The organism is Stenotrophomonas sp. GD03819 (genome assembly GCF_029841665.1).
Lineage (GTDB): Bacteria > Pseudomonadota > Gammaproteobacteria > Xanthomonadales > Xanthomonadaceae > Stenotrophomonas > Stenotrophomonas geniculata.
In genome coordinates, this window is the sequence record NZ_JAOCEW010000045.1 from 1 (window position 1) to 12,859 (window position 12,859).

Consider the following 12,859-nt stretch of genomic DNA (forward strand, 5'->3'; position numbering starts at 1 on the left):
GCTACCTTCAGTTGTCCAGCTCCAGCACCATCCGCACCAGGCCTTCGGCACCGGTCGGGTGCGGCACCGGCTTGAAGCCCAGCGACGCGGCCAGCTGCTTCATCGGTTCGTTCTCGGCGGCAACGTCGCCGTACAGGCGGTCCAGGTACTTGCCACGGCCCCACTTCACCAGCTTGCGCATCAGCTGCCGTCCCAGGCCTTGGCCGATCAGGAAGCGGCTGATCAGGATCGCGTACTCGGCTTCACGGGTGCCGGGGATGATCGAGGCCCGGGCGACCGCGCCGACCACCGCTTCGCCCGCGGGCAGGGACTCGGCTGCGACCAGGGTGATCTCGGTCTTGGGGTTGGGGTGGGTCAGACGCTGGGTGGTTTCCGGCGACAGCTCGGTCACCGCCTGCAGGAAACGATCACGGATTTCTTCCGGCCCGAACAGGCTGAATGCCGCTTGCAGCGGTGCGCCATCTTCCGGGCGGATGGGGCGGATCAGCAGCTCGTGGCCGCTGGGAGCCTTGAAGATCTCATGCCAGGGCGGCATGCGGTTGCGAGTGGCCATACCGGGTGATTCCTTGGTGGTCCATCGATTGTGGCATCACCGGGGCTGCGTTCCGTGAACGAAAGGCTCACGGCGGTACAGCCTCGTGAAGGCCGTTATTCGGGGGCTTTGAGCCAGTCCAGGCGGGTGCTGGCCCCGGGTTCGCCCAGGTGCTGGCGCAGCGCCGGCAGGGCCGGACCGACCACCCGGTCGAACTGCCAGGGCGGGTTGAGCAGCAGCATGCCACTGCCGTTGAGGCGCAGCGGCGAGTCGTCCGGGCGCACCAGGAACTCGATCGTCATCGCCGATTTCACCGGCAGGGCGGTGGCCTTGCGCAGGAAGTGCAGGATGGTGCGGCGCTGCTTGATCGGGAACCAGACCGCACAGGTGGCCTGCGGCCAGCGTGCCAGGGTTTCGGCCAGGGCGGCCAGCACCGCCTGGTACTCGGCATCCTGGGCTTCGTAGGGCGGGTCGATCAGCACCAGGCCGCGGCCGATCTTGCTGCCGTTGAACTTCGGCGGCAGCAGCGAACGCAGCAGGGCATAGCCATCGCCCGCCCGAACGTCGACGCGGCTGTCATGGGCGAACAGGGCCTTCAGCGTGGCCGTTTCGGCTTCCTGCAGCTCACAGACCGCCATGCGGTCCTGGGGGCGCATGGCCTGCGCGCTCAGCAGCGGCGAGCCCGGATAATTGGTCAGTGCGCCCACCGGATTGTCGGCCTGCACCGCCTTCAGGTAGCGCTCGACCACCTCCGGCAGCCTGGGCTGGGCCATCAGCCGCATGATCCCGGATTCGGCCTCCAGGGTCTTGCGGCTCTCTTCGCTGGCCAGCAGGTAGCGGCCAGCACCGCCGTGGGTGTCGAGCACGAAGAACGGGCTGTCCTTGCGCTTGAAGCTGTCGATCAGGGCCAGCTGCACGATGTGTTTGAGCACGTCGGCATGGTTGCCGGCATGGAAGGCGTGGCGATAGTTCATGGGCGGCAGTGTACGGGGCGGCGGCCGCAGCGGCTATGCTGCGCGCCATGACAGCTCCTGTTGCCCATGTCCTGGTGGTCGAGGACGAAGCCGCCATCGCCGAAACCGTGCTCTATGCGCTGCGCAGCGAGGGCTATGCCGCCAGCCACTGCCTGCTGGGCGGCGAGGCCCTGCAACGGCTGCAGGCCGGGGATATCGACGTGGTGGTGCTGGACGTGGGCCTGCCCGACCTGGGCGGCTTCGAGGTCTGCAGGCGACTGCGCGCGCAGCCCGGGCCGTCGGCGCAGCTGCCGGTGATCTTCCTGACCGCCCGCAACGACGAAGTGGACCGGGTGCTCGGCCTGGAGCTGGGCGCCGACGACTACATGACCAAGCCGTTCTCGCCGCGCGAGCTGGTGGCACGGGTGCGTGCGCGCCTGCGCCGCTCGGCACCGGTCGTGGCAGCACCCGGCGCCGATGGGGGCTGGCAGGAACATGGCGCCTTTGCCATCGACCGCGAAGGCCGGCGCATCCGCTTCCGTGGCCAGGCACTGGACCTGACCCGCTACGAGTACGCGCTGCTGGAAGCGCTGCTGCTGCGCCCGGGCGCCATCCTCAGCCGTGCCCAGCTGATGGACCGTGGCTGGGACAGCAGCGCCGACAGCGCCGACCGCACCGTTGATACGCATGTAAAGACGCTGCGCGCCAAGCTGCGCGCGGCCGGTGCCAGCGACGACCCGATCCGTACCCACCGTGGCCTTGGCTACGCGCTGGAGGTCTAGCCGATGCGCCTGGTACTGAAGCTGTTCCTGGGCTTCTTCCTGATCACCGGCATCGCGGCGTTCTTCGTGATGCGCGTGTTCGTCAACGAAGTGAAGCCCGGTGTGCGCCAGGCGATGGAATCGACCCTGGTCGATGCGGCCAACGTGCTGGCCGAAATGGCCGCCGCCGACGTCAAGGCCGGCACCATCCGCAGCGGCAGCTTCACCCGCAACCTCGCCAAGGCACGCCAGCGCGACCTGAAGGCGATGGTCTGGCGCTTCCCGAAGCGCTCGCTGGATTACCGGGTGACCATCACCGATGCCAAGGGCATCGTCATCTACGACTCGCTGGGCCGCGACCTGGGGCGCGACAACTCGCGCTGGAATGATGTCTATCGCACCCTGCGAGGTGAGTACGGCGCGCGTTCCAGTCCCGAGATTGCCGGCGAAGAGGGCGACACGGTGATGCATGTGGCGGCGCCCGTATATGACCCGGCCGATGGGCGCACCCTCATCGGCGTGCTCAGCCTGGCGCAGCCCAACCGCAGCATCGATCCGTTCATCGCCGCCAGCCAGCGCGCCATCATCGAGCGCGGGGCCTGGCTGATCGGCTTGTCGGCGCTGGTCGGTGTGCTGGTGACGATGTGGCTGACCACCGGCCTGGGCCAGCTCAGCCGCTATGCGCGTGCGGTCAGCGCCGGCGAACCGGTGCCGCCGCCGCGCCGCCGCCGCGACGAGATCGGCGATCTCGGCCAGGCGCTGGAAACGATGCGCCGCAAGCTGGAAGGCAAGGCCTACGTCGAGCAGTACGTGCAGTCGCTGACGCATGAGATGAAGAGCCCGCTGGCGGCCATCCGCGGTGCCGCCGAGCTGCTGCAGGAGCCGCTGCCCGAAGCCGATCGCGTGCATTTCGCGCGCAGCATTGTCGACCAGCAGGAGCGGCTGACCGAGACCATCGACAAGCTGCTGGCACTGGCTGAAGTGGAACAGCACGGCTGGCTGCAGACCCGCGACCGGATCGCGCTGCCGGCATTGCTGGCCGATGCGGCCGCTGCCGCGCAGGTGCGCGCACAAGCGGCAGGCGTGCAGGTCCGCATCGGCAGCGTGCCCGACCTGCAGGTGCAGGGCGACGGCTACCTGCTGCGACAGGCACTGCACAACCTGATCGACAACGCGATTGCCTTCTCGCCGGCTGGCGCGGAGATCGCGCTGCAGGCCGAGGTGGACGGGCAGGGCGTGCGCCTGCAGGTGGCCGACCGTGGCGCCGGCATTCCCGACTACGCGCGTGAGCGGGTGTTCGAACGTTTCTATTCGCTGGCGCGCCCCGGCAGCGGGCGGCGCAGTTCCGGCCTGGGCCTGCCGTTCGTGCGGGAAGTCGCGCGCCTGCACGATGGGCGCGCCAGTGTCGATGCACGCGACGGCGGCGGTACCGTAGCCAGCCTGTGGTTGCCGCTGGGTACACCGGGCCAGCGCCCGCGCCGCTGACTTCACACTCGCTTCAAATTCGCCACAAACCCAGCTCACTGCAGCGGTCCATCCTGCAGTCCTCTCCAACGAGGATGGACCATGAAATCCCTGAAGATGCTGCTGCGGTTCGCCATTGTCGGCGGGCTGATCCTGCTGCTGCTGATCCCGCTGACGATGATCCGCGGGGTCATCAACGAACGCAGTGCGTACCGCGATGAGGCCTTCTCGCGGGTGGCCGACAGCCGCGCCGGTGCGCAGCAGCTGGTCGGGCCGGTGCGGGTGGTGCCGTGGGTGGAGCGCAAGCAGGTTGAACTGGTCGATCCGCTGGGCGTCAAGAAGACCGAGGTGCAGGTCACCGAGGGGCACTGGTTGCAGATGCCGGCGTCGCTGGAGGTGGGCGGTGAGATGCTGCCGAGCCAGCGTGAGGTCGGGCTGTTCAAGGTGCCGGTCTACAGCTGGAACGGCCAGATGAAGGCGACGTTCGCCGAAGACGACTATCCGGTGAAGGCCGGCCGCAGTTACGGCCAGCCGTATGTAGCCGTGGGCATTTCCGATGTGCGTGGCCTGGTCGGTACGCCGAATCTGCGCGTGGATGGCAAGCAGCTGCGGCTGCTGCCCGGCGTGGGCGCTGCCAGCGAAGTCGGCCGCGGTCTGCATGCACCGGTGACCGGGTTTGCCGAAGACCAGGGCGGCACGCTGGCCGCCAGCACCGTGGAGCTGGAACTGCGCCTGGACGGCAGCCGCATGCTGTCGGTGGTGCCGGTGGGCGACGATACGCATATCGCGCTGCGTTCGAGCTGGCCGCACCCGTCGTTCAGCGGGGCGTTCCTGCCCAATGAGCGACGCGTTGATGCACAGGGTTTCGATGCGCGCTGGGCCGTGTCCTCGCTGGCCTCCGACGCACAGCGACAGCTGCGCAATGACGGTTCGGTCGATTCGCAGGCGGTGACGGTATCGCTGGTCGATCCAGTCGATGCTTACACCCAGGCCGATCGCGCCTCGAAGTACGGCGTGCTGTTCGTGCTGCTCACCTTCGTCGGCTTCATCCTGTTCGAACTGATCAAGTCGCTGCGCATCCACCCGCTGCAGTACCTGATGGTGGGCCTGGCGTTGGCGATCTTCTTCCTGTTGCTGATCAGCCTGTCCGAGCACATCGCGTTCTGGAAGGCCTACCTGGTATCGGCGGTGGCCTGTATCGGCCTGCAGGCGGTGTACCTGGCCAACGTGCTGGGCCATTGGAAGCGCGGTCTCGGCTTCGCTGCGCTGCTGACCGTGCTGTACGGCGCGCTGTATGGCCTGCTGGTGTCGGAGAACAACGCGCTGCTGATGGGTTCGCTGCTGCTGTTCGTGATCCTGGCGCTGGCGATGTGGGTGACGCGCCGGGTCGACTGGTACGCGCTTGGCGCGGAACTGAAGTAAGGAGTACGTCATGGGCTGGCGCCAGGGATTGCGGCAACGGGCACGGCAGGGCATTCCGGCCCTGCTGGAAGTGGATGCACTGCTGCAGGCACATGGCGTGCTGGCGGCCCTGCCGGGGGCACGGATCGCCCCCGGCCTGGTCCGCTTCCAGCTGGCGGCGGTGACCTGCGAGGGATTGCAGGGGCAGGGACTGCGCTGGCTGCAGGACGCGCGGCAGGGACGCGGCGCGGTGGCCGGCCGGGTGCCGCGCTACCGGCCATGGAAGGCCGGGGCGGAGGCGCTGGCCGAGATCGGCATCGGCGGCCTGCCGGATGACTGGCCGGCACACGCGTCGGTGTATGGCTGCAGCAGCATCGATCGGCGGCATTGGTTGTTGTTGCTGCCGGAGCGGGCGCAGTTGTGGTTGGGGTGGAGTGGGTGATCGGGTTGTTCATCCACGCATGGCGTGGATCTACTGGCGGGAACCCAGCCCTCTGGTGGGTGCGAGCTGACCGGTCACCTGTGGGTGCGAACCTTGGTTCGCACGCTCCTGCCCATGACCGATGGGACGGTATCGGCGCGCCCCTGCTGGCTAGACTCGATGGGTTGATGATCGAGCCGAAGGGCAGGGGTGCGATGTGTTGAAGTGGGGCGTGCTGGCCGTAGCGCTGGCGATGGGTGGCAATGCAATGGCGCAGCAGCGCGAGTCGGTGGACCTGGACATGGTCAGCCGCATCCGCCAGGAGGCCTTCCACCGTTCGCAGGTGATGGATACCTTCAGCTACCTCACCGAACGCATCGGCCCGCGCCTGACCAATTCGCCGGCGATGGGCCGCGCCAACGCGTGGACCCGCGGCAAGTTCAGCGAATGGAAGCTGGACAACGTGCACGACGAAGCCTTCGATGGCTTCGGCCGTGGCTGGGAGTTCACCTCGGCCAGCGTGGAAATGCTGGGTGACCGCGTGCAGCCGCTGCATGCGCTGCCCAAGGCCTGGACGCCAGGCACCAAGGGACCGGTTGAGGGCGAGCTGGTGCACGTGGAGATCAAGAAGCCCGAGGACATCGAAAAGTATCGCGGCAAGCTGCGCGGCAAGATCCTGCTGCTGGGCGAGGCGCGCGAGTACAAGCGCGGCACCGAGCCGGACTCGCACCGGCATGACGCCACCTCGCTGGAGGGCCTGCAGGAATTCACCCTGCCCAAGGACGTCGCCGCCGAGCGGGCCAAGCGGGTGAAGGAATACAAGGAACGCCAGGAGCTGGCCGCCAAGGTCAACGCCTTCTTCGTCGAAGAGGGCGCGCTGGCCGCGATCAGCATCAGCAGCTGGGACAACGGCATCATCCGCGTCGCCGGCGGTGGTTCGCGCAAGGCCGGCGAATCGGTGGGCATCCCGGAACTGGCGATGATCGCCGAGCACTTCAATCCGCTGGTGCGCGCGCTGGATGCCAAGCAGCCGGTACGCCTGCGCGTGGATGTAGCCGCGCGCTTCACCGACGAGGCTGACCAGCCCGGCTACAACACGCTGGCCGAGATCCGCGGCAGCAGCAGGCCCGACGAAGTGGTGATGATCGGCGCTCACCTGGATTCCTGGCACAGCGGCACCGGCGCGGCTGACAACGCGGCCGGCGTGGCGGTGATGATGGAGGCGATGCGCATCCTCAAGGCCACCGGCGCCAAGCCGAAGCGCACCATCCGCGTGGCGTTGTGGAGCGGTGAGGAGCAGGGCCTGATCGGCTCGCAGGCCTATGTGGCCAAGCACTTCGGTCGTTTCCCGGAACCCACCGACCCGGCCCAGAAGGCGCTGCCGGCCTCGCTGCGCGAGCCGACCGGTGCATTGCAGAAGACCCGCGACTACAGCAAGTTCCAGGTCTACTTCAACATGGACAACGGCTCGGGCCGCTTCCGGGGCATCTACGCGCAGGAAAACCTGGCGGCGATGCCGATCTTCGAAGCCTGGCTGGCGCCGTTCCATGACGTGGGCGCCACCACCGTGGCCACCCGCAACACCGGCAGTACCGACCACATCAGCTTCGACCGCATCGGCCTTCCGGGCTTCCAGTTCATCCAGGACCGGCTGGACTACTTCACCAACGTCCACCACAGCCACCTGGATACCTGGGACCACGCCGAACCGGAAGACCTGAAGCAGGCCGCGGCCATCGTCGCCTCGTTCGCCTACAACGCGGCGATGCGCGAGCAGTCGTTCCCGCGCAAGGCTGAACCGCAGCCCTGAAAAACCTGGCGGGAGGGGCGGGATGCGTCCGCCCCTCCTTGCCTTTCCGGGGCTGGTGGTAAAATCGGGGGATTCCCGTTCCTCGAGCCGTCCATGACCTGCCGCACCCGCTTCGCCCCCAGTCCCACCGGCTACCTGCACATCGGTGGTGCCCGCACTGCGCTGTACTGCTGGCTGGAGGCCCGCCACCGTGGCGGCGAGTTCGTGCTGCGCATCGAGGACACCGATCGTGAACGCAGCACCCAGGGCGCGATCGACGCCATCCTGGAGGCGATGGAGTGGCTGGGCCTGGACTACGACGAGGGCCCGATCTACCAGACTGACCGCGTCGCCCGTTACCAGGAAGTGGCCGAGCAGCTGATCGCCGACGGCAAGGCGTACTACGCCTACGAAACCCGCGAAGAGCTGGATGCGATGCGCGAGGCCGCCATGGCCAAGCAGGAAAAGCCGCGTTACAACGGCGCTGCACGCGAACTGGGCCTGCCGTACAGGGACGACCCGAACCGCGTCATCCGCTTCAAGAACCCGCTGGAAGGTACGGTGGTGTTCGACGACCTGATCAAGGGCCGCATCGAGATCGCCAACAGCGAGCTGGATGACATGGTCATCTTCCGTCCGGACGGCTACCCCACCTACAACTTCGCGGTGGTGGTGGACGACTGGGACATGGGCATCACCGAGGTCATCCGCGGTGACGACCACATCAACAACACCCCGCGCCAGATCAACCTGTACGAAGGCATCGGTGCGCCGGTGCCGAAGTTCGGCCACATGCCGATGATCCTGGACGAGCAGGGGGCCAAGCTGTCCAAGCGCACCGGCGCGGCCGACGTGATGCAGTACAAGGACGCCGGCTACCTGCCCGATGCGCTGCTGAGCTACCTGGCCCGGCTGGGCTGGTCGCACGGTGACCAGGAGCTGTTCAGCCGCCAGGAACTGATCGACCTGTTCGACGTGAAGGACTGCAATTCCAAGGCCTCGCGCCTGGACATGGCCAAGCTGGGCTGGGTCAACCAGCATTTCCTGAAGACCGAGGACGTGGCCGCCATCGTGCCGCACCTGGTCTACCAGCTGCAGAAGCTGGGCCTGGACGTGGCCGCCGGCCCGGCCCCGGAGGACGTGGTGATCGCCCTGCGTGAGCGCGTGCAGACCCTGAAGGAAATGGCCGAAAAGGCCGTGATCTGGTACCAGCCGCTGACCGAGTACGACGAAGCGGCGGTGGCCAAGCACTTCAAGGCCGGTGCCGAGGTGGCGCTGGGCAAGGCCCGCGAGCTGCTGGCAGCCCTGCCGGAATGGACCGCCGAGTCGGTGGGCGTGGCCCTGCACGACGTCGCCGCCGCGCTGGAGATCGGCATGGGCAAGGTCGCCCAGCCGCTGCGCGTGGCCATCACCGGCACCCAGGTCAGCCCTGACATTTCCCATACCGTGTACCTGGCCGGCCGCGAGCAGGCCTTGAAACGCATTGATGTGGCCATCACCAAGGTAGCAACGGCCTGAGGCATCCTTGCCAGGCCCGAACCGGAGAACACGCATGCCCGCCAAGACCGCCACTGCCTGTACGGCCCCGCACCACCACGTCCACGATGCATCGGATTTTGTGGCGGTGGTCGAGCGCGTCTCGCGCGAACGCGGGCTGCGCCTGACCCCGATCCGCGCCAATGTGCTGAAGCTGATCGCCGAGGCCGGCAAGCCGGTCAAGGCCTACGAGCTGCTGGAATGGGTGCGCAACGGCAAGGGCGTGGGCGCTGATGCCCCGCCCACCGTGTACCGCGCGCTGGATTTCCTGATGGCCAATGGCTTCGTGCACAAGCTGGAGTCGGTCAATGCCTTCGTGGCCTGCCACCATCCCAGCAGCGCCGCGCATTCGGTGCCGTTCCTGATCTGCAACAGCTGCCACAGCGCGGTGGAGCTGGAAGACCGCGAAATCGTCACCCAGCTGGAGAAGCGCGCCAAGGAGCTGGGTTTCCAGCCGCAGGCGCAGACTCTGGAAGTGCACGGCCTCTGCGCGCGCTGCGCGGGCTGAGCAATGGGTCCTGGGGTCAGATCCCTTTTGCCTTGGCAAAAGGGATCTGACCCCCGTTTCATGACAAACGCTAGTCCATCGGCTTGCTTGCGGTATCCACCCGCACGATCACCGACATGCCGGGCCGCAGTTGTGCCGCCAGCTTCTGGCCCTCGTTGATCGAAATCCGTACCGGCAGCCGCTGCACCACCTTGGTGAAGTTGCCGCTGGCATTGTCCGGGCGCAGCACGCTGAATTCCGAGCCGGTAGCCGGCGCGATCTCCTGCACGCGGCCCCGCAGCACCTGCCCCTGGAACGCGTCCACCGAGAACGTGGCCGGCTGGCCGATCGCCATGCCCCAGGTCTGGCCTTCCTTGTAGTTGGCCACCACCCACAACGTGTCAGGTACCAGGAACAGCAGCTGCGAACCGGCAGCGACGTACTGGCCCACGCGTACGCTGGCCTCGCTGATCTGGCCGTCGCGCGGTGCGTGGATCACCGTGTTGGCCAGATCGATGCGGGCCAGTTCCAGCTGCGCCTGCGCGCTCTCCACCTGCGCTTCCAGGCTCTTGCGCGCCACCTGGGTCGATACCAGGGTTTCCTCGGCAATGCGGATCTGCGCCTGTGACTGCTGGACGCTGGCCTGTGCCGACGCCTGGGTGGTGCGGAACTTGTCGCGGTCGTTGACTGACACCAGTTGCTGCGCGGCCAGCTCCTCGTAGCGCTTCAGCTCGTTGCGTGAGCGTTGCAGCTCCGCCTGGCCGGCCGACAACGTGGCGTGTGCGGAGGCGATCTGCGCACGGTTCTGCGCCTGCGACTGGTCCGAGTTGGCCAACGCCGCGCGTGCGCTGTCCAGCGTCGCCTGCGCCTGGGCGACGCGCTGCGCGTAGATGCGGTCATCGATGCGCAGCAGCGGCTCGCCCTGCTTCACGTGCTGGAAGTCCTTCACCAGCACTTCGGTCACGTAGCCGTTCACCTGCGGCGCCATCACCGTGATCTGCCCGCGTACATAGGCGTTGTCGGTCACCATCACGCTGCTGGTGAATGGCCACAGGTGCCAGGCGCGCAGGATCAGCGCAATGCCCAGCAGGGCGACCACCACCATCACCACTACGCTGCGCGCGCTGGGCTTGAGGTACTTCGGCGCGACCGCCGGCTCAACGGGCGTGGGCGCAGGTGCCGCGTCGGTCGGCGGCGGAGGGGTCACGTTGTCGTCGGGTCGGGGCGGGACGGGAGGCATGGCGGAGGACTCAGCGGGGCGCGGCCGGCGTGGCCGCAGCGGGGGAAGTGGGGTGGCGCTTGCGCCATTGCTTGAGCACCGCGGTGCGCAGCGACAGCAGCAGCAACCAGCACAGGAAGCCGATGGCCAGCCAACCGCTCAATGTGAACACATCATTGAATCCACGCACGTTGGCTTCGCGGCGAGTGGTCTGCGCCAGCTGCGCGCTGCCCTGCGCACTGCGCAGCACCGGGTCGGTGATCTGTGCGCTGTACAGCTGCTGCTGGATGCGCAGGCGTTGTGCCACCACCGGGTCGGCCGGGTCGAGCTGGCTGGTCAATGCGCTGGAGTACAACTGCTCGCGATGCAGCTGGAAGGTGCCCAGCACCGCCGAGCCGGCCAGGCCACCCAGCGTCTGGGTGATCGACAGCGTCACCAGGAAGGTGAGCATGTGATCCACGCCCTGTTTCAACGCGGCAGAGATGCCGAGCATGATCAGCGGGCCCATGAACATACCGGCACCGACCGAGGCCAGGAACTGGCTGGCGTAGAAATCGTGTGGCCGGTCCAGGCTGGTGCGGTGCTGGTCGAAGAACGCGGCGGCGCCCAGCAGCAGGATCGCCATCAGCAGCTGGGCGATCAGCCGCTTGGGGCCGAAGGTGAGCGAGGCGCCAGCGATGCCGACGATCACCCCGGCGAGGATCACTACGAACAGCGGGCGCATCTGGTCAGGCCCCATGCCCAGCGTGCGCATCAGGTTGATCACGCCGTAGGACTGCTCGGTGGTGAGGAATCGGATCAGGAACGCACCGACGATGAAGTGCAGTACCGGCCGCTTCGACAGCCAGCGGATCTGCAGCAGCGGATTGCGCCGGTAGTGCTCGATGATGAAGGCGGTGGTGGACAGCGCGATCGAGGCGACCAGAGCCCAGCCCAGCCATGGCGTGTTGAGCCACCAGCGGGTGTAGCCCTGCGCCAGCACGATCACCAGCAGGGCGACGGCCGGTGCGAGCAGGGCGAACGTGAGGAAGTCCAGCGGCTCGAACGCCTTCACCTGGATGCCGGGCGGCAGCTTCAGCACCACCACCGCCGCGAACGCGCACAGTGCCAGCCCGGCCTCAAACGAGTAGAGCTGGTGCCACTGTCCGGTATCGACCAGGCCCGGCGACACGATCCAGGCGATCGGCACCGCCAGCTGCGAGAGGCCGACACCGACGACCAGCAGATTGCCGGTGAAGCGACGCGGCAGCGCCTGCAGCATGTACAGCGTGCCCAGTGTCGAACAGGCCGCACCCGCGAAGCCGCTGGCGGCGCGGGTCAGCATCGTGGTCTCGAAGCTGCCGACGAACAGGTGCAGTACCGCCAGCGCCGCATACAGGCCCAGCCCGATCTCGGCGAACAGGCGGATGCCGTACTGCTGGCGGAACTTGAAGGCCAGCAGGTTGGCGGTGACATTGACCATGGCATAGGCGGCCACCAGCCAGCTGCCCTGGGTCGGGGTCAGTGCCAGTTGGCCCTGCAGGAACGGCAGGTTGGCGGTGACCAGCGCATTGCCGAGGCCGCCGGTGATCGCCACCAGCAGCGATACCAGTGCATAGGCCAACCGACGGTACGGTGGGTGCCAGGGCATCGAAGCTGAACCGGGCATGGTCGGCTTCTCGTGCTCCTCCCAATCCGGAACCGGCTTCAGATACGGCTGGACCATCAGCGGGCCTCGCTGGTTGCTCCCTGGAGACCCCCGCGCAGCAGCTGCAGGGCGCGCCCGGCCAGGTGGGCGCGCTCGTCGCGGGTCTTGCCGCGCAGGGCCGCGCCCAGCATGCCCGAGATGAGTGAAATGTCCGTCTTCTCCAGGTCGGCACGGCACAGGCCGGCGGCCTTGGCACGGGCGATCGGTGCTTCCAGCAGATCGCGCACGGTCTCGCGCGCGGTGCGCATGGCCGGCACGTCCGAATCCACTGCGCGCCAGTAGTCGGCCAAGGCAGGTGAATCGATGATGCGCTGGGCCATGCCCTCGAACACCTCGAACAGGGCATCGTCGCGGTCGCCGAGCTGTTCGACCTGGCGCCGGATGCGGTCGACCGTACGCTGCAGCAGTGCCTGGATCAGCGCGGTGCGGTCGGGAAAGTTGCGGTACAGGGTGGCGCGGCCCACCTGGGCGCGTTCGACCACCAGGTCCAGCGGGGCGGTGACACCGTGTTGGCCGAACACATGATCGGCGGCGTCGAGGATGAGGGCACGGCGGGCAGCAGCATCGGCACGTTGGGCAGTCATGGAATTATGTTCGGACAAAAATGTC

12 protein-coding genes are annotated in these 12,859 nt (G+C 67.5%); 7 read left to right on the forward strand and 5 right to left on the reverse strand.

What is annotated here, in order from left to right:
* Positions 1 to 7 precede the first annotated feature (7 nt).
* Complete coding sequence (locus N5D45_RS20070) at positions 8 to 553, reverse strand: GNAT family N-acetyltransferase (protein WP_004150340.1); 546 nt, start codon at positions 551 to 553, stop codon at positions 8 to 10.
* A 95-nt stretch (positions 554 to 648) separates the two neighbouring features.
* Positions 649 to 1,506: a 23S rRNA (adenine(2030)-N(6))-methyltransferase RlmJ gene (gene rlmJ / locus N5D45_RS20075; RefSeq protein ID WP_053499314.1), complete on the reverse strand. Its 858-nt coding sequence runs from the start codon at positions 1,504 to 1,506 to the stop codon at positions 649 to 651.
* 35 nt (positions 1,507 to 1,541) lie between these two features.
* Between rlmJ and creB the strand changes: the two genes are divergently transcribed.
* From creB to N5D45_RS20110, 7 genes are all read left to right on the forward strand, one after another.
* A complete protein-coding gene (creB, locus tag N5D45_RS20080) occupies positions 1,542 to 2,267 on the forward strand; it encodes a two-component system response regulator CreB (RefSeq protein ID WP_082587789.1) in 726 nt (241 codons plus the stop codon).
* Between the two features lie 3 nt (positions 2,268 to 2,270).
* Complete coding sequence (gene creC, locus N5D45_RS20085) at positions 2,271 to 3,731, forward strand: two-component system sensor histidine kinase CreC (protein WP_019338443.1); 1,461 nt, start codon at positions 2,271 to 2,273, stop codon at positions 3,729 to 3,731.
* A gap of 81 nt (positions 3,732 to 3,812) precedes the next feature.
* Complete coding sequence (creD, locus tag N5D45_RS20090; RefSeq protein ID WP_057502283.1) at positions 3,813 to 5,132, forward strand: cell envelope integrity protein CreD; 1,320 nt, start codon at positions 3,813 to 3,815, stop codon at positions 5,130 to 5,132.
* Between the two features lie 10 nt (positions 5,133 to 5,142).
* Positions 5,143 to 5,553 (forward strand): hypothetical protein, encoded by a 411-nt coding sequence (locus N5D45_RS20095; RefSeq protein WP_049482784.1) that lies wholly within the window; start codon positions 5,143 to 5,145, stop codon positions 5,551 to 5,553.
* A 196-nt stretch (positions 5,554 to 5,749) separates the two neighbouring features.
* Positions 5,750 to 7,342, forward strand: coding sequence for a M28 family metallopeptidase (locus N5D45_RS20100; RefSeq protein ID WP_057502284.1), 1,593 nt, complete (start codon positions 5,750 to 5,752; stop codon positions 7,340 to 7,342).
* A 93-nt stretch (positions 7,343 to 7,435) separates the two neighbouring features.
* Positions 7,436 to 8,839 (forward strand): glutamate--tRNA ligase, encoded by a 1,404-nt coding sequence (gene gltX / locus N5D45_RS20105; protein WP_043396573.1) that lies wholly within the window; start codon positions 7,436 to 7,438, stop codon positions 8,837 to 8,839.
* Positions 8,840 to 8,873: 34 nt separating this feature from the next.
* Positions 8,874 to 9,365: a Fur family transcriptional regulator gene (locus tag N5D45_RS20110; protein WP_004150412.1), complete on the forward strand. Its 492-nt coding sequence runs from the start codon at positions 8,874 to 8,876 to the stop codon at positions 9,363 to 9,365.
* 70 nt (positions 9,366 to 9,435) lie between these two features.
* On the opposite strand, the gene N5D45_RS20115 is transcribed toward N5D45_RS20110, so the two are convergent.
* Genes N5D45_RS20115 through N5D45_RS20125 form a run of 3 tightly spaced genes read right to left on the reverse strand, consistent with a single transcriptional unit; the run spans position 9,436 to position 12,834 of the window.
* The gene (locus N5D45_RS20115) at positions 9,436 to 10,584 is read right to left on the reverse strand and encodes an HlyD family secretion protein (RefSeq protein WP_019659169.1); all 1,149 of its coding nucleotides are present in this window, start codon (positions 10,582 to 10,584) and stop codon (positions 9,436 to 9,438) included.
* A gap of 10 nt (positions 10,585 to 10,594) precedes the next feature.
* On the reverse strand, positions 10,595 to 12,268 hold the full coding sequence (locus N5D45_RS20120; protein ID WP_057502285.1) for an MFS transporter: 1,674 nt from the start codon (positions 12,266 to 12,268) through the stop codon (positions 10,595 to 10,597).
* A complete protein-coding gene (locus N5D45_RS20125; protein ID WP_010483118.1) occupies positions 12,268 to 12,834 on the reverse strand; it encodes a TetR/AcrR family transcriptional regulator in 567 nt (188 codons plus the stop codon). Before N5D45_RS20125 ends, N5D45_RS20120 begins: the two co-directional genes overlap by 1 nt.
* Positions 12,835 to 12,859: the final 25 nt, after the last annotated feature.

Bases quoted from the DNA above. Each gene is read 5' to 3' on its own strand.
- N5D45_RS20070 (WP_004150340.1), bottom strand. From the start codon at position 553: ATGGCCACTCGCAACCGCATGCCGCCCTGGCATGAGATCTTCAAGGCT.
- rlmJ (WP_053499314.1), bottom strand. From the start codon at position 1,506: ATGAACTATCGCCACGCCTTCCATGCCGGCAACCATGCCGACGTGCTC.
- creB (WP_082587789.1), top strand. From the start codon at position 1,542: ATGCTGCGCGCCATGACAGCTCCTGTTGCCCATGTCCTGGTGGTCGAG.
- creC (WP_019338443.1), top strand. From the start codon at position 2,271: ATGCGCCTGGTACTGAAGCTGTTCCTGGGCTTCTTCCTGATCACCGGC.
- creD (WP_057502283.1), top strand. From the start codon at position 3,813: ATGAAATCCCTGAAGATGCTGCTGCGGTTCGCCATTGTCGGCGGGCTG.
- N5D45_RS20095 (WP_049482784.1), top strand. From the start codon at position 5,143: ATGGGCTGGCGCCAGGGATTGCGGCAACGGGCACGGCAGGGCATTCCG.
- gltX (WP_043396573.1), top strand. From the start codon at position 7,436: ATGACCTGCCGCACCCGCTTCGCCCCCAGTCCCACCGGCTACCTGCAC.
- N5D45_RS20110 (WP_004150412.1), top strand. From the start codon at position 8,874: ATGCCCGCCAAGACCGCCACTGCCTGTACGGCCCCGCACCACCACGTC.
- N5D45_RS20115 (WP_019659169.1), bottom strand. From the start codon at position 10,584: ATGCCTCCCGTCCCGCCCCGACCCGACGACAACGTGACCCCTCCGCCG.
- N5D45_RS20120 (WP_057502285.1), bottom strand. From the start codon at position 12,268: ATGGTCCAGCCGTATCTGAAGCCGGTTCCGGATTGGGAGGAGCACGAG.
- N5D45_RS20125 (WP_010483118.1), bottom strand. From the start codon at position 12,834: ATGACTGCCCAACGTGCCGATGCTGCTGCCCGCCGTGCCCTCATCCTC.